We start from the raw sequence: 25,946 nt of genomic DNA on the forward strand, positions 1-25,946 counted from the left end.
GGTGGTCAGCGCGTAGCCGGCCGCCGCCGCCTCCTGTGGGTACGGAGCCGACGCCGCCGGCCGGCTACGCGCTGACCACCGGCACGGCCGGCAACAACACCCTGTTGGGTGGGGCGGGCTCCGACGCCATCCAGGGTCTGGACGGTGCCGACACCCTGTACGGCGCGGGCGCGAACGACTGGCTCAGCGGGGGCCTCGGGTCCGACAGGCTGTTCGGGGAGGCCGGCGACGACGTCCTCTACGGCGGTCTGGCGGCCGATACCCTGACCGGGGGCGCAGGCGCCGACCGGTTTGTCTACTTCCAGGTCGCCGACAGCACCGCCAGCGGCATGGACGTCATTCGCGACTTCAGCGTCGCGGAGGGCGACCTGCTCGACGTCAGCCTGGTCGACGCCAATGCAGGGGTCGCCGGCGACCAGGCCTTCAGTCAGGTCGCGTCCTTCACCGGCGTCGCGGGGCAGATGACGGTCTCGGCCGCCGGGACCCTGACCACCCTGTCCTTCGACACCAACGGCGACTCCGCCGCCGACATGGTGATCCGGGTGTCCGGCACGGTCGGGACCAACTGGATCCTGTAGCGCGGGGTTGATCGACGCGCGTCGGGGGAGGAAGGTTGGGCATGACCCAGTCTCCTCCCCACGAAGTCCTGCTGTCCCACCCCATGCTGGCCCCGATGGAACAGACGCTCACGGGCGCCGGCTATCAGGTTCACAAGCTGTGGGACCACAAGGACCGGCTCGCCTTTCTGGCCGCCGCCGGCCAGCGGGTGCGGGCCGTGGTTCACGCGGGCGAGTTCAAGCTCGACCCCGAGTTCCTGGCGGAGATGCCGCGCCTGGACCTGATCGCCTGTGTCAGTGTCGGCTATGACGGTATCGACGTGCCCTGGTGCAAGGCGCGGGGGATCGCCGTGACCAACTCGGCAGGCCTGAACGCCGATGATGTGGCGGACCATGCGGTGGGGCTGCTGATCGCCGTCTGGCGCGGCATCGTCGAGGGCGACAACCGGGTGCGCGGCGGGCAATGGACCCTGACCGACCGGATGCGGCCGCGCCACTCCCTGCGCGGCAAAACGGCCGGCATCGTCGGGCTGGGCCACATCGGCGAGGCGGTCGCCAGGCGGCTGGATGCGTTCGGCATGCCGATCGCCTGGTGGGGGCCGAACCCGAAGGAGAGCCGCTGGCGACGGGCCGATAGCCTGCTGGAGCTGGCGAAAGCGAGTGACGCCCTGATGATCTGTACGCGGGGGGACGCCAAGGGGCTGATCTCCCAGGAGATCATCGAGGCGGTCGGGCCGCGCGGCTGTATCATCAATATCAGCCGGGGGCCGGTGGTTGATGAGGACGCGCTGATCGCCGCCCTCAAGGATGGGCGTCTCGGCATGGCCGGCCTGGACGTCTTCGCCGAGGAGCCGACGCCGCCGGCGCGATGGCAGGATGTGCCGCATACGGTGCTGACGCCGCACACCGCCGGCGGCACCATGGAGAGCATCCCCCAGATGGTCGGCATGACCCTGGAGAACCTGCGCCGCTTCTTCCACGGCGAACCGCTTGCGACGCCGGTGGCGGGTTAGCCGAGCAGGAGAAGCAGCGCGCCGCCGGCCAGAAGAGCTCCGAACAGCACGGCTGCGACCAGTCGGTGGCGTGGGTTGCGAATGAAGTGGCCGAGCATGATCTGTCCCCGTTCCTGATCCTGTGGCGACACTATCAAAGTGATATCACTTCTGTCGAGGCCAATGGGCGAGCGGCCTGTCTCGACGCTTGACTTAAACACATAAAGATATCTTTATATCCCCCATGAGCCAGGGATCGGTCCAGACCGTGGAGATGCTGCGCGCGGCCGGAGAGCCGACCCGTCTGCGCATCCTCAGCCTGCTGGCTGCCGAGGAGCTGAGCGTCCTCGAACTTTGCCGCATTCTGGACCAGAGCCAGCCCCGAGTCTCCCGTCACCTGAAGCTGTTGGCCGAGGCCGGGTTGGTTCAGCGGTTCCCGGACGGGGCCTGGGTCTTCTACCGGCTGAGCGGCGCCGAAACCGCCCGGCGGCTCGTCGATGTGCTGCTGGATCTGACCGATGACGGCGATCCGGTGCTTCGCCGCGATGGCGACCGGTTAGCGGCCGTGCAGGCCGAACGCACCAACGAAGCGACGGCCTATTTCGCCAGAAACGCCGAGCAATGGGACAAGATCCGCACCCTCTACGCCTCGGAATCCCAAGTCGAGGCCGCCATCGAGAGAGCCGCGGGGCAGGGAGCGCTGGGTCAGCTGGTCGATCTGGGCGCCGGGACCGGCCGCATGCTGACCCTGCTGGGCACGCGGGCCGAGCGGGCCATCGGGCTGGATCTTTCACAGCAGATGCTCAACATCGCCCGCGTCAATGTCAGCGAGGCGGGGCTGGCCGGCTGTGAGCTGCGACACGGGGACATCTTCGCCACCGGCCTGCCGGGCGGCTGCGCCGACCTGGTGACGGTGCACCAGGTGCTGCACTACCTCAGCGATCCCGCCGCCGCGGTCGCCGAGGCGGCGCGGCTGGTGGCGCCGGGCGGACGGCTGCTGATCATAGACTTCGCCCCGCACGGCCTGGAATTCCTGCGCAGCCAGCACCAGCACCGCCGGCTCGGCCTGTCCGACGACGAGGTCCTGCTCTGGCTGGACGCCGCCGGCCTTGAGGGCGAAGTGAGCGAGACCCTGCCCACGGCCGACGGCCAGGGCCTGACCATCAAGATCTGGGCCGGCTCCCGGCCCGCCAACACCAACAGGAGCGCCGCATGAGCCCGCCCCGCCGCGTCATCGGACCGGTCGCCCGCTCGGCCGAACGGCCCAACCGCAAGCTCGGCATCAGCTTCGAGTTCTCCCCGCCCAAGACCCCGGAAGCGGAAGAGAACCTGTGGCAGGCCATCCGCCGGCTGGAACCGCTGCAGCCCGACTTCGTCTCGGTGACCTATGGCGCCGGCGGCTCGACCCGCGACCGCACTCACCGCACCGTCAAGCGCATGGTCGAGGAAACCAGCCTGAAGCCGGCCGCCCACCTGACCTGTGTCGAGGCGTCCTGCGAGGACGTGGACCAGGTGATTCGCGACTACTGGGACGCCGGCGTCCGCCATCTGGTGGCCCTGCGCGGCGATCCGCCCGGTCAGATCGGCGGAGAGTACGTGCCCCGCGCCGACGGCTATGCCAACGCCACCGAGCTGACCCGGGCGGCGCGGGCCATCCATCCCTTCGAGGTGCTGGTCGGGGTCTATCCCGAGGGGCATCCGGAGAACCCCAGCCTGGACAAGGACATCGACGTCCTGAAGGCGAAGGTCGACGCCGGGGCGACGCGCGGCATCACTCAGTTCTTCTTCGAGATCGACCCCTTCCTTCGCTTCATGGAAAAGGTGCGGGCGGCGGGGATCACCATTCCGATCTCGCCGGGGATCATGCCGGTCAGCAACTTCAAGGGCTTGGTGAGGATGGCCGGGGCCTGTGGCGCGAGCATACCGGGCTGGCTGGCCAATCTGTTCGACGGGCTCGACGGCGACCCCGAGACCCGGCGCCTGATCGCCTGCAGCGTGGCCGCCGAGATGTGCGCCAAGCTGGAGGAGCAGGGGTTCAGCGACTTCCATTTCTACACCCTGAACCGGGCTGACCTGGTGTATGCCATCTGCCGCGTGCTGGGGGTGCGCGAGCCAGCGTCGACGCCGGCGGAGGCCGCCGCATGACCATCAAGAAAACCCTGATCGCCCTCGCTGCTGGAGCCGCCCTATTCGGGACCGCCGCCCTGGCGCAGTTCCCGGCCGGCTGGACCAAGCCGGCCACCGGCTTCACCGTGATCGGCAACATCCATTATGTCGGGACCGAGGGGCTGTCGGCCTGGCTGATCACCAGCCCCAAGGGCCACATCCTGATCGACGGCGGCATGCCGCAGAACGCCGCCCTCGTGGAGGCCAACATCAAGGCCCTGGGCTTCAAGCTGAGCGACGTCGACCTGATCCTCAACAGCCACGCCCACTTCGACCATTCGGGCGCCCTGGCGGCGCTGAAGAAGAGCACCGGGGCAGTGGTGATCGCCAGCGCCGGCGACAAATGGGCCCTGGAGAACGGCAAGTACCCGGGCTCCGAGGACGTTGCCGCCTACGCCTTCCCGTCGGTGAAGGTGGACAAGACCGTGGCCGACGGCGAGGTGCTGACGGTCGGCGGCAACAGCCTGAAGGCCGTCCTGACCCCCGGCCACAGCAAGGGCTGCACCTCCTGGACCACGACGGTCAAGGATGGCGCCAAGACCTACAGGGTTGTGTTCTGGTGCAGCACCTCGGTCGCCGCAAATCGACTGGCGCCCAATCCGCAATACCCCGGCATCGTTGACGACTACCGCAAGACCTTCGCCAGGCTGGGCAAGCTGGAGGCCGACGTCTTCCTGGCCCCACATCCCGAGCAGATGGGGCTGTGGACCAAGAAGGCCGCCATGGGGGCCGGCAAGCCCAACCCCTTCGTCGATCCCACCGAGCTGTCACGGGTCAACGCCAAGTCCGAGGCGGACTTCAAGGCCCAGCTCGCCAACCAGGAAGCCGCCAAATGACCCGGCAAGAGCGCATCGCCAAGCTGAAGCAGATCGCCAAGGAGCGCATCCTGATCCTCGACGGCAGCTGGGGCGTGATGTTCCAGCGCGAGGGGCTGACGGAGGAGGACTTCCGGGCTGAACGGTTCAAGGACCACCCCGGCCAGCTGAAGGGCAACAACGACATCCTCTGCCTGACCCGGCCGGACCTGGTTCAGAAGCTGCATGAGGCCTATTTCGCCGCCGGCGCCGACATCAGCGAGACCAACACCTTCAGCGCCACCTGGATCGCCCAGGAGGACTACAAGTGCGAAGCGGCGGTCTGGGACATCAACTACCAGGGCGCGCTGCTGGCCCGGGCGGCGGCCGACAAGTTCAACGCCGCCGAGCCGGAGAAGCCGCGCTTCGTCGCCGGCTCGATCGGGCCGCTGAACAAGATGTTGTCGATGAGCTCGGACGTGAACGATCCGGGCGCCCGGCTGGTCACCTTCGATCAGGTTTATGACGCCTATCGCGAACAGGTGAAGGCCCTGCATGAAGGCGGCGTCGACCTGTTCCTGATCGAGACCATCACCGACACCCTGAACTGCAAGGCCGCGATCAAGGCGATCCTGGATCTGGAGGACGAGGGGCTGGAGCGGCTGCCGATCTGGATCAGCGGCACCATCACCGACCGTTCGGGCCGCACCCTGTCCGGCCAGACGGCCGAGGCCTTCTGGAACAGCGTCAAGCACGCCAAGCCGTTCGCGGTGGGCTTCAACTGCGCGCTGGGCGCCGACCTGATGCGGCCGCACATCGCCGAGATGGCTCGGGTGGCCGACACCCTGGTCGCCGCCTATCCCAACGCCGGCCTGCCCAACGCCATGGGCCAGTACGACGAGGAGCCGCACGAGACCGCCTGCCACCTGCATGAGTGGGCCGAGAGCGGCCTGGTCAACATCCTGGGCGGCTGCTGCGGGACGACGCCGGACCACATCCGCCACGTGGCCGAATCGGTGAAGGGCAAGGCGCCGCGCGTGCCGCCGGAACGGCCCAAGGCCATGCGCCTGGCCGGCCTGGAGCCGTTCGAGCTCGCGTGATGACAACCGGCGGACAGGATGCGCGCGCCCGGCTGCGGGAGGCGCTTGACGAGATGGCGTCGAGCCTGCCGCCTCGCGCGGTCACGGTCAGCCACAGGCCGGAAATGGATGAGTACGAACTCTTCCCTGGGCCGCCGGCCGCCGACCTCGAGGTCAGCTTCGGCGACAGCTGGGCGGAACTGAACACAATGTCCTCGGAGTTCATTCTGGACTTCAGGAAGGACCGGAAAAGTATCGACTGGTTCCTGGCGATCTGTGATGCCGTCCGTGACGGCCGGGTGTGGGAGGTGCGAAGCCGCTGGGGCTGCGTACAGCGCACGGTCTATCGTCTTCAGTCACGGGGTGTGCGGCAAGTGCTTCGCGACACGGGCTACGGCACGGTGCGACCCGGACATCTGCCTCGTCGCGAACGCGTGGCGCCCTGGCCAAGGGAAGAGGCGAGGGCATGACCGTCAAGCTCAACAAGGCCGACGCCCTCACCACGACTGAAACCGAGCTCCTGCGCGACCTGCGCAGCCGGCTGGGCCGCGCGACCAACGACAAGGCCGCCGCGGTGCTGGTCAACGCGCTGGTGCAGACCGCGCCGCGCGTCGATATCGGCCCGGCGCCGGGCGATCCGGTGCTGGATGCCAAGGATTTCGAGGTCTTCAAGACGGTCGTGGCGGGGGCGTCGATGGCGCAGCTCCGTGCGGCGGTCGCCGGCCTCAAGCAACTTCATGGGCAAGGCCCCGGTCCGGTGATGAAAGCCGTCACCGCCGGCCTGCCCCAGGCGGTGATCAGTCGCCGACTGGCCCTGGGTGGCCGCGAACCCGCTCTAGATAACGGATTGCTGTAGTGAGACCTGTCTTCGTCAACGTCGGTGAGCGGACCAACGTCACCGGCTCCGCCAAATTCCGCAAGCTGGTGGTCGATGGCGACTACACGGCCGCCCTGGCCGTCGCGCGGCAGCAGGTCGAGGCCGGCGCCCAGGTCATCGATGTGAACATGGATGAGGGCCTGCTGGACTCCAAGCAGGCGATGATCACCTTCCTCAACCTGATGGCGGCCGAGCCGGACATCGCCAAGGTTCCGGTGATGATCGACAGCTCCAAGTGGGAGGTCATCGAGGCGGGCCTGAAGTGCGTCCAGGGCAAGGCGATCGTCAACTCGATCAGCATGAAGGAGGGCGAGGACACCTTCCGCCACCATGCGCGCCTGTGCCTGCGCTATGGCGCCGCCGTGGTGGTCATGGCCTTCGACGAGGTGGGCCAGGCCGACACGGCCGCCCGCAAGATCGAGATCTGCACCCGCGCCTACAACATCCTGGTGGACGAGGTCGGTTTCCCGCCGGAAGATATCATCTTCGACCCCAACATCTTCGCCGTGGCGACGGGGATCGAGGAGCACGACAACTACGCGGTCGACTTCATCGAGGCGACGCGGGCGATCAAGCAACAGCTGCCGTACGCGCGGGTGTCGGGCGGGGTGTCGAACGTCAGCTTCAGCTTCCGCGGCAACGAGCCGGTGCGCCGGGCGATCCACTCGGTGTTCCTCTACCACGCCATCAACGCCGGCATGGACATGGGCATCGTCAACGCCGGCGACCTGCCGGTCTATGACGACATCGAGCCTGAGCTTCGCGAGGCGGTCGAGGACGTGATTCTCAACCGCAAGCCCAAGGCCGGTGGCAGCCAGACCGAGCGGCTCGTGGACCTGGCGCCGAAATACAAGGGCGACGGGACGGTGGCCAAGGTGGCCGACCAGGCCTGGCGGGCCGGCACGGTTCGGGAGCGGCTGACCCACGCCCTGGTCAACGGCATCACCGAGTTCATCGACGCCGACACGGAAGAGGCGCGGCTGGCGGCCGAGCGGCCGTTGCACGTCATCGAAGGTCCGTTGATGGACGGGATGAACGTGGTCGGCGACCTGTTCGGGGCGGGCAAGATGTTCCTGCCCCAGGTCGTGAAATCGGCGCGGGTGATGAAGCAGGCCGTGGCCTGGCTGATGCCGTTCATGGAGGCCGAGAAGGAGGGCCAGCCGCACAAGTCGGCCGGCAAGATCCTGATGGCCACGGTCAAGGGCGATGTCCACGACATCGGCAAGAACATCGTCGGCGTGGTCCTGCAGTGTAACAACTACGAGGTCATCGACCTGGGCGTCATGGTCCCGGCCGACCGCATCCTCGACGAGGCCAAGGCCCACAATGTCGATATCATCGGCCTGTCCGGCCTGATCACCCCGTCGCTGGACGAGATGGTCTTCGTCGGGGCGGAGATGGAGCGGCGCGGCTTCGACATCCCCCTGCTGATCGGCGGGGCGACGACGAGCAAGACCCACACGGCGGTGAAGATCGAGCCGGCCTACCGTCGGGGCTCGACCACCTATGTGCTCGACGCCAGCCGGGCCGTGGGCGTGGTCTCCGGCCTGCTGTCTGAGGACCGGCCCAAGCATGAGGCCGAGACCCGCGCTGAGTACATCCGGGTGCGCGAGCAGTTCGCCCGTGGCCAGGAGGCCAAGAACCGCACCCCCATCGCCAAGGCCCGCGCCAACGCCTACCCGATCGACTGGGCCGCCCAGCCGCCGGTGAAGCCCAGCTTCCTGGGCGTGAGGGCCGTCGAGGGTGATCTCGCCGACCTGGCGCGCCACATCGACTGGACCCCCTTCTTCGCCAGCTGGGAGCTGGTCGGCCGCTATCCGGCCATCCTCGCGGACGACGTGGTCGGCGAGGCCGCCACCGACCTGTTCCGCGACGCCCAGGCGATGCTCGAGAAGATCGTTTCCGAAAAGTGGTTCACCGCCAAAGGCGTCGTCGGCTTCTGGCCGGCCCAGGCGGTCGGGGATGACATCGCCGTCTTCGCAGGGGAGGATCGCACCACGGAACTGGCCCGCTTCCACACCCTGCGCCAGCAGATGGACAAGTCGGCCGGCAAGGCCAACCTGGCCCTTTCCGACTTCGTCGCCCCGTCCGGCGACTGGATCGGCGCTTTCGCGGTCACCGCCGGCCATGGCGAACTGGAGATCGCGGCGAGGTTCAAGGCGGCGGGAGACGACTACAACGCCATCCTGTCGGCCGCCCTGGCCGACCGCCTGGCCGAGGCCTTCGCCGAATCGCTGCATCGCCAGGTGCGCACGGAGCTTTGGGGTTACGCGCCCGACGAGCCCTTCGACATCGATCAGCTGATCGCCGAGAAGTACCAGGGCATCCGCCCCGCCCCCGGCTATCCGGCCCAGCCCGACCACACCGAGAAGGCGACGCTGTTCAAGCTGTTGGACGCCGAGAACCACACCGGCATGGCCCTGACCGAAAGCTTCGCCATGAGCCCGCCAGCCTCGGTCTCAGGCCTCTACTTCGCCCACCCGCAGGCCCACTATTTCGGGGTCGGCAAGATCGACCGTGACCAGGTCGAGGACTATGCAGCGCGGAAGGGCTGGGAGATCGCCACGGCCGAGCGCTGGCTGGCGCCGATCCTGGCCTACGACCCGTTGGCGGTCGGTCGGAACGAAGCGGCGTAAACCTTGAAGGGTCCTTCTCCCGCTTGTTGGGAGAAGGAACGTCTAATCCTGAGGCCCGCGCAGGACCGGGGCGTCCTCGTCCGTGGCGTCCGGCTCGGCCGCCGGCTCTTCCTCGGGGGCCGCCGGCTCGGCGGCTTCGTCTTCCGGATTGGCGGCGACCTGTTCGGCTGGGGCGGCTTCGCCGGGCAGCAGGTAGTCGATGCTGTTCTGCGGATCGGTCGCCTTCTCGCCAAGCGGCGTACCCTCCACCGGCGCGGCGGTCGTGTCCGGCGTCAGCGGCGTGGTGGGGACCGTCATCACATCCTCCGGCGGGGGCGGCGGCGGGGCGGCGGGCTTGACGTTGTAGGTGAGGGCCTGGCCGAACAGGCTGGACTTGGCCTCCAGCCGCTCGGCGGTCGGCACGCAGCGGCCGGGCAGGCCCCAGCTCATCCACTCACGGGCCAGATACTTCTTGTCCTTGGTGTCGCGCACCATGCCCCAGATCTGGCCGCCCTTGCGCAGGTTCTCGGCGCCGTAGGGGGCGATCGGCTTGGGAGAGGCCTTCTCGGCCGCCTCCATGGCGCGGCGGAATTGTTTCAGGGTGTCGCGGCCGGCGTCGCGCTGGGTCTTGTAGCCGTCCATATCCATGGGCGGGGCGCCGGGCAGCTTCGACATCCGGACCTCGATGTCCTCGACGTCCTCGATCACCTTGTCATACAGCCCGATGTGACCGGACAGGGCGCCGTAGCACCAGGCCACCAGGCCGTAGTCGTCGCTGGGGGCGCCGGCCGGCACGGGGTACTCCTGTTCCAGCGTCGGCGGGGCTTCGGCCGCCTCCGGCTGCGGCGCGGCCTCCTGGGCCAGCATCAGGGAAAGCAGAACGGCGAGGATGGGGGACATTCAGTCGTCCTTTGAATTCACGCGACCACGCCGCCAACCGGTCCGAAACCACCGCCCCCCGGGGTCTCGATCTCGATGACGTCGCCCGGCTCGACGGCGACGGAAAAACAGCCGGTCAACGTCCTTACCCCGCCCTTTGCGGCAATCAAACGTTGGGAACCGGGCAAACCGGCTTCGCCGCCCCGGATTCCGCACGGAACATTCAGCCTGCGGCTCGAAAGCAACGCCGCCTCCATGGGGGCGAGGAAGCGGATTCGCCGGATCGCCCCATCGCCGCCGGGATTGGCGCCCGACCCGCCGGAGCCGTGCCGGATCCCGAAATGCTCGACCCGCACGGGGAAGCGGCGCTCCAGGATTTCCGGGTCGGTCAGCCGGCTGTTGGTCATGTGGGTGTGGATGGCGCCCGTGCCTGGTCGACTCGCCGTGGCGCCCGAACCGCCGCAGATGGTCTCATAGTACTGCCGCGTCTCGTCCCCGAAGGTGAAGTTGTTCATCGTTCCCTGGCCGTTGGCCATGACGCCCAGCGCCGCGTAGAGGGCGTCGACCACATGCTGGCTGGTCTCCACATTGCCAGCGACCACGGCGGCCGGCGGATGCGGATCGAGCATCGAGCCTTCACGGGTGAGGATGTGGAGAGGCTTCAGGCAGCCGGCGTTCAGCGGGATTTCGTCGTCCACCAGGGTGCGGAAGACGTAGAGGGCGGCGGCGCTGACAATAGCGCTGGGGGCGTTGAAGTTGCTGGCCAGCTGGTCGGCGCTGCCCGTGAAATCCAGGGTCGCCTCGCGGGCGGCGGCGTCGACCGTGACCTTGACGACGATCTCGCCGGCCCCGTCGAGCGGCACGCGGGCCTCGCCGTCGGTGAGCTTTTCGATGGCGCGGCGGACGCTAGCCTCGGCGTTCTGCTGCACGAAGCCCATGTAGCGGGCGACGGTGCGGGCGCCGTAGGCCTCGATCATCTGGGCCACCGCCGAGGCGCCGGCCTGGCAGGCGGCCAGCTGGGCCTTGAGGTCGGCGATGTTGCGGTCGGGGGCGCGGGCGGGCCAGTGGCCGGTGGCGAGCGCGGCGCGGGTTTCGGCCTCCAGGAACACGCCGCCACGCATCATCGGCAGGGCGTCCAGCATGACGCCCTCCTCCTCGATGGTCTTGGAGAAGGGCGGCATGGATCCGGGCTGCACCCCGCCGACATCGGCATGGTGGCCGCGCGCCGCGACGTAGAAGCTGGGCTGCGCATCGGCGGGATTCATGAACACCGGCATCACCACGGTGATGTCGGGCAGGTGGGTGCCGCCGAAATAGGGATTGTTGAGCACGAAGGCGTCACCGGGGGCGAAACGGTCGTGGCGGACCTGCACCGCGCGGACGGAAGCGCCCATGCTCCCCAGGTGCACCGGCATGTGCGGGGCGTTGGCCACCAGGCCGCCATCGGTGTCGAACAGGGCGCAGGAGAAGTCGAGCCGCTCCTTGATGTTGACCGAATGGGCCGTGCGTTCGAGGGCCGCGCCCATGGCCTCGGCCACGCCCATGAAGCGGCGGTTGAACAGTTCCAGGGTGACGGGATCGGGACGGTCGGAGTCGTCCTCGGCGGCCTGGCGGGCAGCGGTGCGCTTGAGGCGGATCAGGCCGTCCTTCTCGCGGGTCGCGGTCCAGCCGGGGGCGACGGCGATCTGGGTGTCGCCGCGAACAATGAGGGCGGGGCCTTCGGTCGGCTCGGTCAAGTGGGATGCCTGCAGGGTCCCAGTTGCTCCCCCCTCGGGGGAGCTGTCGCCGCCGAAGTCGGTGACTGAGGGGGTCCCCACCGGCGGTTGGGCTGGGGATTCCACAGGCTGTCGCTGGCGTTCGTGGGGACCCCCTCCACCACGCTTCGCGTGGTTCCCCTCCCCCGAGAGGATGAGGAACTGGCGATGGGCGAACTCCTCCGCCTCGACTTCCACGCTGGCGATGAGGATGGTGCGGGCCGGCTCAATGAACCCGAACAGACGCTGGTGGGCGGTTTCGAAGGCGGCTTTCGCGGTGGTCTGATCAGCAGGCGCGACCGGCAGCACCGCATCGGCGCCGTCGTAGCGGAGCATCAGGCGGATTGTTGTGTCGCCGGGGACAGAGCCCTGGGCGGCGAGGGCTTCAGTGGCTTCAGCGGTGAGGCGGTCCGCGAGGGCGTCGGCGGCCTTGAGGCCTTCCGAACCGAGGGGCTGTTCGAGGCCGGCTTGGCGGAGGGCGCGGACCCTGGCCTGGCCTATGCCCCAGGCGCTGAGCAGGGAGGCATGCAACGGGCTCAGGACCTCCGTCATTCCCAGCGCATCAGCCACGTCGCAGGCGATCTGCCCAGCCGCGCCGCCGAAGGCGACCAGGGCATGGTCGCGGGGGTCGAAGCCGCGTTCGGTTGAGATGCGGCGGATGGCCTGGGCGGTGTGCTCAACGGCGACCGCGATGAAGCCTTCGGCGGCGGCCTCGGGCGTGGGCAGGCCCATGGCCTGGGCGAGGTCCGCGAGGCGGGCGCGGGCGGCGGCAACGTCCAGCGGGGCGTCGGCGCCGGGGCCGAAAATGCTGGGGAAGAAGGCCGGGTTCAGGCGGCCCAGCACCAGGTTGGCGTCGGTCACCGTGGCCGGCCCGCCGCGTCCGTAGGCGGCGGGCCCGGGATTGGCGCCGGCGCTGCCCGGCCCGACCCGCGCCCGCAGCCCGTCGAAGGCCAGGATCGAGCCGCCGCCGGCCGCCACGGTTTCGACGTCGAGCATCGGGCTGCGCAGCCTGGCGCCGGCCACGTCCGCCTTATCGCGCCGCTCGAGCACGCCGGCGAACCGGCAGACATCGGTGGAGGTGCCGCCCATGTCGAAGCCCAGCACGGCCGGCGCGTGCGCCTGCCGCGCCGTCTCGGCTACCCCGACCACCCCGCCGGCCGGGCCGGAAACCACCGCGTCTTTGCCCCGGAAGACGTCGGCGCGGACCAAGGCGCCGGCGCTGGTCATGAACCACAGGGGCGCGCCGGCGATCGCAGAGGCGACCTGGTCGACATAGGCCTGGAGGACAGGGGTCAGGTAGGCGTCGGCCACCGCCGTCTCGGCGCGGGGCACGAAGCGGGGGAGGGGGGAGACCTCGCTGGAGAGGGCGACGTAAGTGAATCCGGTGGCGCGGGCGAGGCGGGCGGCGGCCTGTTCGTGGGCGGGGTTTAGGTCGCTGTGCAGGAAGGCGATGGCGACCGAGGTCAGGCCGGCGGAGCGGGCCTCTGCCAGTTGAGCGGCGAGGGCGGGTTCATCGAGCGGGGTGACGAGCTGGCCGTCTGCCCCGAGCCGTTCGTCGGCCTCGATGACCTGGGTGTAGAGCGGATCGGGGCGGATCAGGTCGAGGGCGAAAAGGTGGAGCCGGGACTGGTCGCCGATCACCAGGGCGTCTGCGAAGCCCTTGGTGGTGACCAGCAGGGTCGGGGCGCCCTTTCGCTCCAGCAGGGCGTTGGTCGCGACCGTGGTGCCCATCTTGATGGCCTCGACCCGCTCGGCCGGGAAGGGTTCGCCGGGCGCGGCGCCGAGCAGCCTGCGCATCGCCTCCACGGCAGCGTCCGGATATGCGGGGGACTGGGATAGAAGCTTGAGGGTCTTCTCGGCGCCGTCGGGCGCGCGGGCGACCACGTCTGTGAAGGTGCCGCCGCGGTCGATCCAAAAGGACCAGCGGGTCATGCGCGGGTTCCTTTTCTCACGGTCGGGCGCCCAACCATGACGAAACCTTCACGAACAGCGTTCCGCAGCGTCGTTGTCATGTGGCCGCCATCATCGTATCCTGCCTTCTCCTTCCCATGACCTTTTGGCGCAACATTGCAAGGCTCGCCGCGAACCGCGTGGACGAAGCCGAATGCCCCGACTGCCCGGCGGGGCTGCCCGGCGAGGACCCCGCGTTCTCGACGGCGGTGACCGCGCTTGGCGCAAAGCTGGCCAAGGCGGACGGGCGGGCCGATGGGGCCGAGTACGACGCCTTCGCCACCGTGTTCCAGCCGGACGAGGGCAGCGAGCGCAATGTCCGCCGGCTCTACGAACTGGCGCGCCAGACCTCTCTTGGCTTCGAAAGCTATGCCCGGCGGCTGGCCAAGCGCTATCGCGGCTGCCCGCAACTGCTGGAAGACGTGCTCGACGGGCTGTTCCATATCGCCGGCTCGGACGGGGCGGTAACCACGGACGAACTCGACTACCTCGAGCGGGTGTCGGACCTGTTCGGCCTGTCGCGGCTGACGCTGCGGCGGTTGAAGGCCACCCACATCGGGGCCGGGGCGAACGATCCCTACGTGATCCTCGGCGTCCTGCCCGACGCCTCGGACGAAGACCTGCGGGCCGAATGGAAGAAGCAGCTGTCCTCGGCTCACCCGGATCGGGCGCGGGCGCGCGGGCTGCCGGAAGAGTTCATCGCCGTGGCGGAGGCCAAGGCGGCCTCGATCAACGCCGCCTTCGACGCGGCCATGGCGGAGCGCCGGGAGCTGCGGATGGCCGGCGCCGCCTGAATCGCCCAAGCCCAAAAAAAGCCGCCTGAACCCTTCATTTGGTTGACGTTCACGACGAGCGGCCAAAATATAAGAGACGCAGGCGCGCATTGCGCCTCGAGAGGATTGGCAATAATGGCGACCAACGGCGGGGGCGCGACGCAGAGCAGCCTGAAGGGCCTGGCCTGGATCGGGGGCCTGCTGGCCACGACCGCGGCCGTGGTCATCGGCTCGGTGCTGATGGTTTTCGCCGCGACCGCCGTGGTCATTCTGGCCATCATGACCAGCGCCACCCTGGCGCTCGCCGCCCTGGCCGGCCGCGCCGGCCGCAAGGCTCGCGCTCGCCAGGCCGACGATGGCGTGATCGAGGCCCGCAAGGTCGGCGGCCACCATTGGGTGGCCTACGGCTGGAACGAGCGGCGGTAACTTCACCTGGATAACGTTGTCTTCCTGAAGCCGGATCGGGGAATCGTCCCGGCCCTGCGTCAGCACATGGCCTCGGGCGATTATGTCTCGATCGTGACCCCTGACGACACGTCCTACGACGGTTTCGTCATCGCTCTGAGCGACGCGTTCGTGCTGCTGCAGAACATCGAGTCCTGGCGGGTCGACGGGGTCCGGGTGTTTCCACTCGGCCAGATCGCGGAGATCCGGCATGACGACGTCCGGAAGGGCCAGCAGGCGGTGCTGGAATGGCGGGGCGTCGACCGTGGCGACCGGTACGAGTGGCTCGACCTCGGTGATTTCCAGGCGCTGTTCGAGTCGGTGAGGGCGCGGGGTGTCACGGTGGTGGTTCATGACGAGGAGGTCTGCGATCTTGGCGTGGTGATCGCCGCGACCGCCGCCGCCGTGGAACTCCGCCCTATCGACACCGGCGGCAACTGGGAGGACGAGCCCTGGTCGGTCTCCTATGATGACATCTGGCATGTCGGCATCGGCGACGATTATAGCGCGGTCCTGCGGGCCTATGCGGATCGGACCCCCGCCTGACGCCTGATGGCGCCGGCCGTCACGTCACCCTTGCCCCCGCCGCGTGACCGCGCCATGGTCTCTCAAACAATCGTTTGGGAGAGATGCGATGATCGGCGTGGTGGCGAAGCTGTTCGTGCAGGAGGCCAAGGCGGCCGAGTTCGAGAAGATCTTCCTCGACATGGCGGCGCAGGTGAAGGCCAACGAGCCAGGGTGCCTGATGTACACCCTGACCAAGAGCCGGACCGAGCCCGGCGTCTACAAGGTGCTGGAACTGTACGTCGACGCCGACGCACTGAAGCATCACGGCGGCACCGACTACTTCAAGGCCGGCGGCGCGGCGATGGGGCCGACCATGGCCGGCCGGCCCGAGATCGAATACCTCGACGCGGTCGAGTAGCGCCATGGACCTCGCCTTCTCCGACGCCGACCGGGCCTTCCAGAAGGAGGTCCGCGACTGGATCGCGGCCAACTATGACTCGGGGCTGAAAGCTGCCCTGGCCCAGTCCAAGAACGGTTACCTCGACAAGGCCGGCCAGGTCGCCTGGCAGAAGAAGCTGGCCGAGCGCGGCTGGGCGGCGCCGGATTGGCCGGTCGAGCATGGCGGTGCTGGGTTCAATTCCGCCCAGCGGTACATCTTCAACATGGAGATGAGCCTTGCCGGTGTGCCGACCTCCTCGCCCATGGGGTTGAAGATGGTCGCCCCGGTGATCCTGGCCTTCGGCACCGATGAGCAGAAGGCCCAGCATCTGCCGCCGATCCTCAACAGCGACATCTGGTGGTGCCAGGGCTATTCGGAGCCTGGCTCCGGTTCCGACCTTGCCTCGCTGCAGATGCGGGCCGACCGTGACGGGGACGACTATGTCCTCAACGGCAGCAAGATCTGGACGACCCACGCCCAATGGGCCGACTGGATGTTCTGCCTGGTGCGGACGTCGCAGGAAGCCAAGCCTCAGAACGGGATCAGCTTCCTGTTGCTGCGGATGGATACGCCGGGGATCGAGATCAAGCCGCTGCCCACGCTCGACCAGCCGGTCGATGGCCAGCAGGAGATCAACCAGGTGTTCTTCACCGACGTCCGCGTGCCGGTGAGCAATCGGATCGGTGAGGAGGGGAAGGGCTGGACCTACGCCAAGTACCTGCTCGAATTCGAGCGGGGCAACGCCTACGCGCCGGGGCTGATGAACAGCCTCAAGAAGGTGCGAAAGATCGCCGCCGCGGAGCTGGGAGACGATGCGCGCCCCCTGATTGAGGACCACGACTTCCGTCGGAAGATCGCGGACCTGGAGATCAAGGTGGAGGCGCTGAACGCCACCGAGCTGCGGATCTTCTCGGCCATGGCCGGGGGCGAGCCGGTGGGACCGGCCTCATCGATGCTCAAGTGCGCCGGCTCCGAGGCCCAGCAGGCGATCACCGAGCTGGTGCTTGAGGCCGTCGGCCACTACGCGGCGCCCTACACCCCCGCCTTCGGCGGCGGCAACGAGTTCCACCCGGGCCCGGACTATTCGGCGCCAGCGGCGGGGGCCTACTTCAACTACCGGAAGGCCTCCATCTACGCCGGTTCGAACGAGATCCAGCGCAACATCATGGCGAAGCTGGTTCTGGGGCTCTGACCGACCAGACCCGTCATCCCGGCCGGAGCGCGCAGCGCGGAGAGCCGGGACCCAGGGGCGGCCGGCAGGCTGTCGGCCGCTTCGACATCACACTCTTTCCCTCCTGGGTCCCGGATAGCCGCTGCGCGACTTCCGGGATGACGGGCTATTGTGGAAGCGATAAAAAGTGATATCACTTTCATATCGGTTTTGGAGGGCGTTATGGCTGAGCACAAGGCAATCAATCAGACGGTCGAGCGGACCGGTGGCGGGATCAACGGGATCCTGATTCTTCTGATCTCGCTGGTGATCATCGCGGCCGGGGTCACCCAGGTTCCGCAGATCGAAGAGAACGCCGCCCTGGGATTCCTGGGCATCGGCGCCATCGTGCTGGGCTCGCTGGCCCTGGCCGGCTTCTACATGCTGCAGCCCAACGAGGGCGTCGCGATCACCCTGTTCGGCGACTACAAGGGCACCGACCGCACCACCGGCCTGCGCTGGGTGCTGCCCTGGTACGGGCGCAAGAAGATCAGCATGCGGGTGCGCAACGTCACCAGCGAGACGCTGAAGGTCAACGACCAGGGCGGCAACCCGATCGAGATCGCCGCCAACGTGGTCTGGCGGGTGGCCGACTCGGCCCAAGCGCTGTTCGACGTGGACGACTACCAGGCCTTCATCAATATCCAGATCGAGACCGCCCTGCGCGAGGTGGCGCGGCACTATGCCTATGACCACGCCGAGAACGACGAGCCCACCCTGCGGGCCGACGCCGAGGTGGTGAGCGAGCGGCTGAAGGTCGACCTGCAGACGCGGGTGGCGGTGGCCGGGATCGTCATCGACGAATGCCACCTGATGCACCTGGCCTATGCGCCGGAGATCGCCGGGGCGATGCTGAAGCGCCAGCAGGCCCATGCGGTGCTGGCGGCGCGGGCGCTGATCGTGGCCGGCGCCGTGTCGATGGTCGAGACGGCCCTGGCCCAGCTTTCGGAGCGGGGCGTGGTCGAGCTGGTCGAGGAGCGCAAGGCAGCCATGGTCTCCAACCTGCTGGTGGTCCTCTGCGCCGACCGCGAGGCCCAGCCCGTGGTCAACACCGGCACGCTCTACGGGTGATCGGTGGCCAGTCCGGGTAAGCGCGCTTTCCTGCTGAGGGTGAAGCCCGAGGTGCTCGACGCGGTCGAGCGCCTCGCGGCCGACGAGCTGCGCAGCGTTAATGCTCAGCTAGAGGTGCTGGTGCGCGAGGGGTTGGCGAAGCGGGGGCGGCTGAAGAAGGGTGAGGGGGAGGGGAAGGCGTAGGGCTCTCCGCTCCCACCCCCGCACCGTCATGCCAAGACTCGTTCTTGGCATCCACAGTTCGGCCGCCGCGAACCAACACCCTGGAGGCGCGGCCGCGCCTCCACCCTACGGGTCGTCGACACAGCCAACGTGGACCCCAAGAACGAGTCATGGGGTGACGGGCGTTCTCGGTGTGCGGGTAAGGGGGAAAGTGGCGCGAATGACGGGGCTCGAACCCGCGACCTCCGGCGTGACAGGCCGGCGCTCTAACCAACTGAGCTACATCCGCGTTTCGCTGCGACAGCGGCGCGAGGCGTGCGGAATAGGGGGATGCCCCGGTCCTGTCAAGCGCGGCAATTCGCTTTATCCACGCCTTACGGCGCGACTGGCGCTGGGGCCGAATAATGGAATGGCGCGCCCGGTCCCGTCGGCCATTCCATCAGCGCCCAGAAGCCCGTCACACCGAGCGCCAGGCCCATGAAGGCGAAGCTGTAGGGCAGGACCGAACTCATGAGGCCTCCGACCCCGAGCCCCGGCTTCCATCGCTGGCAGAAGGCCAGGACCAGGGGGAAATAGGGCATCAGGGGGCTGGACATGTTCACCGTCGAATCGCCCATCCGATAGGCGGCGGTGGTCATTTCCGGCGAAACGCCCAGCTGCATGAACATAGGCACCAGCACCGGCGCCAGGGCGGCCCACTTGGCCGAGGCCGAGCCGATGAACAGGTCTAGCACGGCGGTCAGCACCACCACGCCAAGGAGCAGCACCACCATCGGCACGCCGGTGGAGTGCAGGAACTCCGCCCCGTTGATCGCCAGGATGGCCCCCAGGTTCGACCAGTTGAACATGGCGATGAAGTGGGCGGCGGCGAAGGCCAGCACGATGTATGGGGCCATGGCCTGCATGGACTCGCCGGCCAGCCGGACCACATCCCGGTGGCTCTTGATCACCCCGTTGGAAATCCCGAACGCCACCCCGGCGACCAGAAACAGCACGAAGAAGCCGGCGATCAGCGAGCGGAAGAAGGGGGTCCACTGAGTCAGGTCGGCGGCTGCGGTATCGCGCAGCGGCGCCCCCGGCGACAGCGCCATCCAGGCCCAGAGGGCAAACACCGCCAGCACCGACAGCCCGGCGCGCCAGAGGCCGCGCCGCTCGTCGTCGGACAGCGGCAGGTCCGAGGGGCGGTGGTCTTCCGGCGGCGTCCAGGGGCCCAGGCGGGGCTCGACGATGGCCTCGGTCACCCACCAGCCGACCGGCACGAAGATCAGGGCGGCGAAGGCCGTGAACCACCAGTTGCCGACCAGGTTCACCTTCCAGTCGGGATTGAGGATGTGCACCGCCGGCTCGGTGAAGCCCAGGATCAGGGCGTCGAACTGGCTGGGCGTCGGATTGCCGGCGAAGGCGCCGACGCAGCTGGCGAAGGCGCAGGCGATGCCGGCCACCGGATGCCGGCCCGCGGCGGCGAAGGCCGCGCCGGCCAGCGGGATCAGCACGATGAAGCCGCTGTCGGCCGCATGGTTGGCGAACAGGCCGAGGATGATGATCACCGGCGCCAGCAGCCGCTTGGGCGTGCGGCGGACGAGGCCCCGCACCGCCGCTGACAGCAGGCCGACCCGCTCGGCCACCCCGGCCCCCAGCATGACCAACAGCACATAGCCCAGCGGCGCGAACCCGGTCAGGGTCTTGGGCATCTCGACCAGCAGCTTCTGGACATTGGCCGGGTCGAGCAGGCTTTCGGCGACCAGGGTCTCCCCGGTGCCCGGATTGACCACCTGCACCCCCAGGGCCGCGCAGACGGCGCTGGCCGCCACCAGCGCCAGGACCAGCCAGACGAAGATGAACACCGGGTCGGGCAGTTTGTCGCCCAGGCGTTCGACGCCGTCGAGGAATCGCATGGCCAGGGGGCGTTTTGTGGTCATGGCGGCGATAACCGCACGGCGGGAAGGGCAGGGCAAGCGGGTGGGGCCGCCGGCCGCCGCGAAGACGCCTCACCGCCCTTGATCGTGCAGGTTAAATGCGAACCCCTCGCAACAGCTTCAGACCCTTTGAACCCCCGTCATCGTTGGTCTACAACGCGCGCGACTCCTGCCCGGGAAACCCATGAACGCCTTCCTTCTCGAGTACCTCCCCATCCTGATCTTCATCGGGCTCGCGGCGGTGATCGGCCTCGTCTTCATCTTCGGCGCCGCCATCCTGGCGCCGAGCGCGCCGGACCCGGAAAAGGTCTCGGCCTATGAGTGCGGGTTCAATGCCTTCGACGACGCGCGGATGAAGTTCGACGTGCGGTTCTACCTGGTGTCGATCCTGTTCATCATCTTCGACCTGGAAGTGGCCTTCCTGTTCCCCTGGGCGGTCAGCCTGATGAACCTGCCGCAGGAGCAGTCCGTGTTCGCCTTCTGGTCGATGATGATCTTCCTGGGCGTGCTGACCGTCGGCTTCATCTACGAATGGAAGAAGGGCGCCCTGGAATGGGAGTAATCGTTCCCGCCGGCCCGTCGGCCCTCACTGCCGGACGCACCAGCGTCGAAGGCTATGACCCCAAGGTCCACGACCCCTATTTCGACCTTGTCTCCGACCGGTTGGCTGACAAGGGCTATGTGGTCGCCGCCGCCGACGACCTGATCACCTGGGCCCGCACCGGCAGCCTGATGTGGATGACGTTCGGGCTCGCTTGCTGCGCCGTCGAGATGATGCACTCGGCCATGCCGCGCTACGACCTGGAACGCTACGGCTTCGCCCCCCGCGCCAGCCCGCGCCAGTCGGACGTGATGATCGTCGCCGGCACCCTGACCAACAAGATGGCCCCGGCCCTGCGCAAGGTCTACGACCAGATGCCGGAGCCCCGCTACGTCATCTCCATGGGCAGCTGCGCCAACGGCGGCGGCTACTACTATTACAGCTACAGCGTGGTGCGCGGTTGTGACCGCGTGGTGCCGGTCGACATCTATGTGCCGGGCTGCCCGCCGACCGCCGAAGCCCTGGTCTACGGGGTGCTGCAGCTGCAGAAGAAGATCCGCCGGACGGGGACCATCGAGCGATGAGCCTGACCCATGCTGAACTGGACGCGGGCCTTGAAGCCCTCGGCCAACAGATCGTCGCCAACAGCGCCGGCGGCGTGGTGGCCTATAAGGTTGAGTTTGGCGAACTGACCGTCACGGCCCAGGCCGGGCGGATCGTCGAGGTGCTGACTCAGCTGCGCGACGGCGCCGACACCCGCTTCCACCAGCTGATCGACCTCTGCGGCGTCGACTATCCCGAGCGGACCCAGCGGTTCGAGGTGGTCTACCACCTGCTGTCGATGGTGAAGAACCACCGCATCCGGGTGAAGATCTCCACCGACGAGGATACGGCGGTCCCCAGCATCGCCAGCGTCTACCCGGTGGCCGACTGGTTCGAGCGCGAGGCGTTCGACATGTACGGCATCTTCTTCGAGAACCATCCGGACCTGCGTCGCATCCTGACCGACTACGGCTTCCACGGGCATCCGCTGCGCAAGGACTTCCCGATGACCGGCTATGTCGAGGTTCGTTATGACGACGAACTGAAGCGGGTGGTCTACGAACCCGTGAAGATCGCCGAGTTCCGCAACTTCGATTTCCTCAGCCCCTGGGAAGGCGCCCAGTACGCCCTGCCCGGCGACGAGAAGGCGGAGAGCAAGTAATGGCCGACGACGCCTCGATCATCCCCGCCATCCCGGAAACCCCGGTCCGCAAGTTCAACATCAACTTCGGGCCCCAGCATCCGGCCGCGCACGGCGTGCTGCGCCTGGTGCTCGAGCTCGACGGCGAGATCGTCGAGCGGGTCGATCCGCACATTGGCCTGCTGCACCGCGGCACCGAGAAGCTGATGGAGGCCCGCACCTACCTCCAGAACGTGCCCTACTTCGACCGCCTCGACTACGTGGCGCCGATGAACCAGGAGCACGCCTTCTGCCTGGCCATCGAGAAGCTGCTGGGCGTCGAGGTGCCGATCCGGGGCAGCATCATCCGGGTGCTCTACTCGGAAATCGGCCGGATCCTGAACCATCTGCTGAACGTCACGACCCAGGCGATGGACGTCGGCGCCCTGACCCCGCCGCTGTGGGGCTTCGAGGAGCGCGAGAAGCTGATGATCTTCTACGAGCGCGCCTGCGGCGCTCGTCTGCACAGCAACTACTTCCGTCCCGGCGGCGTCCACCAGGACCTGCCCGACCAGCTGGTCGAAGACATCGACAGCTGGGCGAAAGCGTTCCCGAAGATCTGCGACGACATCGAGGGCCTGATCACCGAGAACCGCATCTTCAAGCAGCGCAACGTCGACATCGGCGTGGTCAGCAAGGAAGAGGCGCTGGCCTGGGGCTTCTCCGGCGTGATGGTGCGCGGTTCGGGCATCGCCTGGGATCTGCGCCGCAACCAGCCCTACGAGTGCTACAACGACTTCGACTTCCAGATCCCGCTGGGCAAGAACGGCGACTGCTACGATCGCTACCTCTGCCGGATGCAGGAGATGCGCGAGTCGACCAAGATCATCCGCCAGGCTTGCGAAAAGCTGCGCACCGTCCGTGGCCCGGTGATGACCGAGGACAACAAGATCACCCCGCCGCGCCGCGCCGAGATGAAGCGGTCGATGGAAGCCCTGATCCACCACTTCAAGCTCTACACCGAAGGCTTCCGCACCCCGGAAGGCGAGGTCTACGCCTGTGTGGAGGCTCCGAAGGGCGAGTTCGGGGTGTTCCTGGTTTCCGACGGCACCAACAAGCCGTACCGCTGCAAGATCCGCGCGCCAGGCTTCCCGCACCTGGCGGCCATGGACTGGATGAACCGCGGCCACATGCTGGCCGATGTTTCCGCTATCCTCGGCAGCCTGGACATCGTGTTCGGGGAGATCGACCGATGATCATCGGCCTCACCGCCGCCGCGCTAGCAGCCCTCGCCGCGGCTATCGCCATCGCGCGGGCTCGCCAACAGCAGGCCAAGCCCGTGCCGGTGCGCGTCCGAAAGACCCGGCGATAGCGGCGTGGCCGCCGCCTTGAATTCCTGAGAGCCCTGTCCGATGTCCGTCCGCCGCCTCGCCAAAGACCAGCCCGAGAGCTTCGCCTTCAACGAGGCGTCGATGAAGGAGGTCGAATTCTGGCTCGCCAAATACCCGGCTGAGCGCAAGCAGTCCGGCTCGATCCCGCTGCTGTGGATCGCGCAGAAGCAGGAAGGCTGGGTGTCCGAGCCGGCGATCCGTGCGATCGCGGCGATGCTGGAGATGCCGGTGATCCGGGTGCTGGAGGTGGCGACCTTCTACACCATGTTCCAGTTGGAGCCGGTCGGTAAGGTGGCGTTCGTGCAGCTGTGCGGCACCACCCCCTGCATGCTGCGCGGCGCCAACGACCTGAAGGACGTGCTGAAGGCCAAGATCGGGCAGAAGAACCACGTCTCGGCCGACGGCAAGTTCAGCTGGGAAGAGGTCGAGTGCCTCGGCGCCTGCTGCAACGCCCCGATGGCTGCGATCAACGACTATTACTACGAGGACCTGACGCCGGAGAGCCTGGCCGCCATCCTCGACGACTTCGCGGCCGGCAAGTCGCCCAAGCCCGGCTCGTACGACGGCCGCGTGGCCTCCGAGCCCAAGGGCGCCATCCACACCCTGACCGATCCCAAGCTCTACGACGGCAGCTACGCCAAGAAGATCAAGCTGCCCAACGCGCCGGAAAAGGCCAAGAAGGCCAAGGCGCCGGCCGTTTGATCGATCACCGATGGCTGAGCAGCTCACCTTCCGCGAGTTGATCGCCCATCGGCCCCTGGTGTTCGCCTGGATCTGGGAGATGGTCTGCGTGGTCGGCGCTCTCGCGGTCATGCTGACCACCGAGAACGCGCCGGTGTTCATTGGGCTGATCATCGCGGGCGGCTTGCCGTTCGCTGTGGTGTTGATCCGGTTCCTTCAGGCCCGCAAGCGCGGTGAGATTGGCCCCCGGCCCAGGAGCATCGTTGAATGATCGACGACCTGGACGAGACCAATCGGCGGATCGCCTACATCGACCACCTGCGCGGCCTGCATCGCTTCGAGCGGCTGGTCGGGTTGGGGGTTATCCTGGTCGGCGTCGCGCTGGTTGTGGCCTCGACCTATATCTCCGTGCCGCACATCCTGGTCCTGACGGGCTATGCCCTGCTCGCGGCGGGGTGGGTGGCTTTCATCTACGTGGTCTGGAAGCGCACTGCCTGGCGCAAGGCCAACCCGTTCGAAACCTGGAAACCGTAAGGGGCGACCGCTTCCCTTACGGGCGATAGCTGTTAAGGCGGGGAGCGCCCCGCGAGAAAGAGACTGGACTAGCGATGGTCGGCATCCTCGAAGACAAGGACCGGATCTTCACCAACCTCTATGGCCTCCACGACTGGGGTCTGGAAGGGGCGAAGAAGCGTGGCTGCTGGAACGCCACCAAGGACATGCTGGACGCCGGTCCCGACTGGATCATCGACAACGTCAAGAAGAGCGGCCTGCGCGGCCGGGGCGGCGCCGGGTTCAGCTCGGGCCTGAAGTGGTCCTTCATGCCCAAGGAGGTCAAGGAAGGCCGTCCGCACTACCTGGTCGTCAACGCCGACGAGAGCGAGCCGGGCACCTGCAAGGACCGGGAGATCATGCGCCATGATCCCCACCTGCTGATCGAGGGCTGCCTGATCGCCAGCCGCGCGATGCAGGCCCACGCCTGCTACATCTACATCCGCGGCGAATACGTCCGCGAGCGCGAGGTCATGGAAGCCGCCATCAAGCAGGCCTACGAGGCAAAGCTGATCGGCAAGGACAACGTCCACGGCTGGGACTTCGACCTCTATATGCACCATGGGGGTGGGGCCTACATCTGCGGGGAAGAGACCGCGCTGCTGGAATCGCTGGAAGGCAAGAAGGGCCAGCCGCGCCTCAAGCCTCCGTTCCCGGCCGGCGCCGGCCTCTACGGCTGCCCGACCACGGTCAACAACGTCGAATCGATTGCCGTGGTGGGGACCATCCTGCGCCGGGGCGCTGAGTGGTTCGCCGGCTTCGGCCGCCCGAACAACACCGGCACCAAGCTGTTCTGCGTCTCGGGCCATGTGAACCTGCCCTGCAACGTCGAAGAGGCGATGAGCATCAAGTTCCGCCAGCTGATCGAGGATCACTGCGGCGGGATCCGGGGCGGCTGGAGCAATCTGAAGGCGGTCATCCCGGGCGGCAGCTCGGTGCCGATGATCCCGGCCGAGCAGTGCGAAGACCTGTTCATGGACTTCGACGCCCTGCGCGACCTCAAGTCGGGCCTGGGCACGGCGGCGGTGATCGTCATGGACAAGGACACCGACCTGGTCCGCGCCATCGCCCGCCTCAGCTACTTCTACAAGCATGAGAGCTGCGGCCAGTGCACCCCGTGCCGCGAAGGCACCGGCTGGATGTGGCGGGTGATGGAGCGCATGGCGACCGGCGAGGCCGAGATGCGCGAGATCGACATGCTGCTCGACGTGACGACGCAGGTCGAAGGCCACACCATCTGCGCCCTGGGAGACGCGGCCGCCTGGCCGATCCAGGGCCTGTTCCGCCACTTCCGCCATGAGGTGGAGGATCGCATCACCAGCTACCGCGCCGGCCGTCCGCACGTTCAGGGCGCAACCCTGGTCGCGGCGGAGTAGGGCGCCCTGACGCCGCAGGAAGAGCTGGCGGCCTGGGGTTACTGGCTTGGCCAGTCGC

Annotated in this window: 27 protein-coding genes and 1 tRNA gene; 24 read left to right on the forward strand and 4 right to left on the reverse strand. The window is 67.8% G+C overall.

Annotated elements, in window-relative coordinates; genetic code table 11:
• The 9 genes from GVN21_RS17150 to metH form a co-directional block, all read left to right on the forward strand.
• On the forward strand, window positions 1–578 hold a 578-nt coding region (locus tag GVN21_RS17150), incomplete at its 5' end, for a M10 family metallopeptidase C-terminal domain-containing protein (protein ID WP_205690143.1).
• Window positions 579–619: 41 nt separating this feature from the next.
• Window positions 620–1,570, forward strand: coding sequence for a 2-hydroxyacid dehydrogenase (locus tag GVN21_RS17155; RefSeq protein ID WP_166575962.1), 951 nt, complete (start codon window positions 620–622; stop codon window positions 1,568–1,570).
• A 223-nt stretch (window positions 1,571–1,793) separates the two neighbouring features.
• Window positions 1,794–2,765, forward strand: coding sequence for a metalloregulator ArsR/SmtB family transcription factor (locus GVN21_RS17160; RefSeq protein ID WP_166575963.1), 972 nt, complete (start codon window positions 1,794–1,796; stop codon window positions 2,763–2,765).
• Window positions 2,762–3,694, forward strand: coding sequence for a methylenetetrahydrofolate reductase [NAD(P)H] (gene metF / locus GVN21_RS17165; protein ID WP_166575964.1), 933 nt, complete (start codon window positions 2,762–2,764; stop codon window positions 3,692–3,694). Before GVN21_RS17160 ends, metF begins: the two co-directional genes overlap by 4 nt.
• Window positions 3,691–4,551, forward strand: a complete 861-nt coding sequence (bla, locus tag GVN21_RS17170) for a subclass B3 metallo-beta-lactamase (RefSeq protein WP_166575965.1) — start codon at window positions 3,691–3,693, stop codon at window positions 4,549–4,551. Before metF ends, bla begins: the two co-directional genes overlap by 4 nt.
• The gene (locus tag GVN21_RS17175) at window positions 4,548–5,609 is read left to right on the forward strand and encodes a homocysteine S-methyltransferase family protein (protein WP_166575966.1); all 1,062 of its coding nucleotides are present in this window, start codon (window positions 4,548–4,550) and stop codon (window positions 5,607–5,609) included. The genes bla and GVN21_RS17175 overlap by 4 nt, the downstream gene beginning before the upstream one ends.
• Window positions 5,609–6,058 (forward strand): hypothetical protein, encoded by a 450-nt coding sequence (locus tag GVN21_RS17180; protein WP_166575967.1) that lies wholly within the window; start codon window positions 5,609–5,611, stop codon window positions 6,056–6,058. Before GVN21_RS17175 ends, GVN21_RS17180 begins: the two co-directional genes overlap by 1 nt.
• Window positions 6,055–6,444 (forward strand): hypothetical protein, encoded by a 390-nt coding sequence (locus GVN21_RS17185; RefSeq protein WP_166575968.1) that lies wholly within the window; start codon window positions 6,055–6,057, stop codon window positions 6,442–6,444. The genes GVN21_RS17180 and GVN21_RS17185 overlap by 4 nt, the downstream gene beginning before the upstream one ends.
• The gene (gene metH / locus GVN21_RS17190; protein ID WP_166575969.1) at window positions 6,444–9,101 is read left to right on the forward strand and encodes a methionine synthase; all 2,658 of its coding nucleotides are present in this window, start codon (window positions 6,444–6,446) and stop codon (window positions 9,099–9,101) included. Before GVN21_RS17185 ends, metH begins: the two co-directional genes overlap by 1 nt.
• A gap of 42 nt (window positions 9,102–9,143) precedes the next feature.
• Here metH and GVN21_RS17195 read toward each other — a convergent pair whose 3' ends face one another.
• Window positions 9,144–9,980: a hypothetical protein gene (locus GVN21_RS17195; RefSeq protein WP_166575970.1), complete on the reverse strand. Its 837-nt coding sequence runs from the start codon at window positions 9,978–9,980 to the stop codon at window positions 9,144–9,146.
• A gap of 17 nt (window positions 9,981–9,997) precedes the next feature.
• Complete coding sequence (locus GVN21_RS17200; RefSeq protein WP_166575971.1) at window positions 9,998–13,645, reverse strand: hydantoinase B/oxoprolinase family protein; 3,648 nt, start codon at window positions 13,643–13,645, stop codon at window positions 9,998–10,000.
• Between the two features lie 116 nt (window positions 13,646–13,761).
• On the opposite strand from GVN21_RS17200, the gene GVN21_RS17205 reads away from it, so the two are divergent.
• The 7 genes from GVN21_RS17205 to GVN21_RS17235 all read left to right on the forward strand — a co-directional run bounded on the left by GVN21_RS17205 (window position 13,762) and on the right by GVN21_RS17235 (window position 18,290).
• On the forward strand, window positions 13,762–14,457 hold the full coding sequence (locus GVN21_RS17205) for a DnaJ family molecular chaperone (protein WP_166575972.1): 696 nt from the start codon (window positions 13,762–13,764) through the stop codon (window positions 14,455–14,457).
• A 114-nt stretch (window positions 14,458–14,571) separates the two neighbouring features.
• Window positions 14,572–14,862 carry a hypothetical protein gene (locus tag GVN21_RS17210; RefSeq protein ID WP_166575973.1) on the forward strand — a complete coding sequence of 97 codons (291 nt, stop codon included), beginning with the start codon at window positions 14,572–14,574 and terminating at the stop codon, window positions 14,860–14,862.
• Window positions 14,863–14,928: 66 nt separating this feature from the next.
• Window positions 14,929–15,426, forward strand: coding sequence for a hypothetical protein (locus GVN21_RS17215; protein ID WP_166575974.1), 498 nt, complete (start codon window positions 14,929–14,931; stop codon window positions 15,424–15,426).
• Window positions 15,427–15,514: 88 nt separating this feature from the next.
• Window positions 15,515–15,805: a putative quinol monooxygenase gene (locus GVN21_RS17220; protein WP_166575975.1), complete on the forward strand. Its 291-nt coding sequence runs from the start codon at window positions 15,515–15,517 to the stop codon at window positions 15,803–15,805.
• A 4-nt stretch (window positions 15,806–15,809) separates the two neighbouring features.
• Window positions 15,810–17,018, forward strand: coding sequence for an acyl-CoA dehydrogenase family protein (locus GVN21_RS17225; RefSeq protein ID WP_166575976.1), 1,209 nt, complete (start codon window positions 15,810–15,812; stop codon window positions 17,016–17,018).
• A 201-nt stretch (window positions 17,019–17,219) separates the two neighbouring features.
• A complete protein-coding gene (locus tag GVN21_RS17230) occupies window positions 17,220–18,107 on the forward strand; it encodes an SPFH domain-containing protein (RefSeq protein WP_166575977.1) in 888 nt (295 codons plus the stop codon).
• Between the two features lie 3 nt (window positions 18,108–18,110).
• Window positions 18,111–18,290: an Arc family DNA-binding protein gene (locus GVN21_RS17235; protein ID WP_166575978.1), complete on the forward strand. Its 180-nt coding sequence runs from the start codon at window positions 18,111–18,113 to the stop codon at window positions 18,288–18,290.
• A 191-nt stretch (window positions 18,291–18,481) separates the two neighbouring features.
• Here GVN21_RS17235 and GVN21_RS17240 read toward each other — a convergent pair.
• Both GVN21_RS17240 and GVN21_RS17245 read right to left on the reverse strand, forming a co-directional pair.
• A tRNA-Asp gene (locus tag GVN21_RS17240) sits at window positions 18,482–18,558 on the reverse strand.
• 85 nt (window positions 18,559–18,643) lie between these two features.
• Window positions 18,644–20,188: an AbgT family transporter gene (locus GVN21_RS17245; protein ID WP_166575979.1), complete on the reverse strand. Its 1,545-nt coding sequence runs from the start codon at window positions 20,186–20,188 to the stop codon at window positions 18,644–18,646.
• A 181-nt stretch (window positions 20,189–20,369) separates the two neighbouring features.
• On the opposite strand from GVN21_RS17245, the gene GVN21_RS17250 reads away from it, so the two are divergent.
• The 8 genes from GVN21_RS17250 to nuoF all read left to right on the forward strand — a co-directional run bounded on the left by GVN21_RS17250 (window position 20,370) and on the right by nuoF (window position 25,888).
• A complete protein-coding gene (locus GVN21_RS17250) occupies window positions 20,370–20,747 on the forward strand; it encodes an NADH-quinone oxidoreductase subunit A (RefSeq protein ID WP_166575980.1) in 378 nt (125 codons plus the stop codon).
• Window positions 20,717–21,310, forward strand: coding sequence for an NADH-quinone oxidoreductase subunit B (locus tag GVN21_RS17255; protein ID WP_166575981.1), 594 nt, complete (start codon window positions 20,717–20,719; stop codon window positions 21,308–21,310). Before GVN21_RS17250 ends, GVN21_RS17255 begins: the two co-directional genes overlap by 31 nt.
• 17 nt (window positions 21,311–21,327) lie before the next feature.
• Window positions 21,328–21,930 (forward strand): NADH-quinone oxidoreductase subunit C, encoded by a 603-nt coding sequence (locus GVN21_RS17260; protein ID WP_166576007.1) that lies wholly within the window; start codon window positions 21,328–21,330, stop codon window positions 21,928–21,930.
• Window positions 21,930–23,144, forward strand: coding sequence for an NADH-quinone oxidoreductase subunit D (locus tag GVN21_RS17265; protein ID WP_166575982.1), 1,215 nt, complete (start codon window positions 21,930–21,932; stop codon window positions 23,142–23,144). The genes GVN21_RS17260 and GVN21_RS17265 overlap by 1 nt, the downstream gene beginning before the upstream one ends.
• 156 nt (window positions 23,145–23,300) lie before the next feature.
• Window positions 23,301–23,981: an NADH-quinone oxidoreductase subunit NuoE gene (gene nuoE, locus GVN21_RS17270; protein WP_166575983.1), complete on the forward strand. Its 681-nt coding sequence runs from the start codon at window positions 23,301–23,303 to the stop codon at window positions 23,979–23,981.
• 10 nt (window positions 23,982–23,991) lie between these two features.
• Window positions 23,992–24,231, forward strand: a complete 240-nt coding sequence (locus GVN21_RS17275; protein ID WP_166575984.1) for a hypothetical protein — start codon at window positions 23,992–23,994, stop codon at window positions 24,229–24,231.
• Window positions 24,228–24,494: a hypothetical protein gene (locus GVN21_RS17280; RefSeq protein WP_166575985.1), complete on the forward strand. Its 267-nt coding sequence runs from the start codon at window positions 24,228–24,230 to the stop codon at window positions 24,492–24,494. Before GVN21_RS17275 ends, GVN21_RS17280 begins: the two co-directional genes overlap by 4 nt.
• 74 nt (window positions 24,495–24,568) lie before the next feature.
• A complete protein-coding gene (gene nuoF / locus GVN21_RS17285) occupies window positions 24,569–25,888 on the forward strand; it encodes an NADH-quinone oxidoreductase subunit NuoF (RefSeq protein ID WP_166575986.1) in 1,320 nt (439 codons plus the stop codon).
• Window positions 25,889–25,946: the final 58 nt, after the last annotated feature.

It is taken from the genome of Caulobacter sp. SLTY, from assembly GCF_009905535.1.
In the GTDB taxonomy this organism is placed as follows: Bacteria; Pseudomonadota; Alphaproteobacteria; order Caulobacterales; family Caulobacteraceae; genus Caulobacter.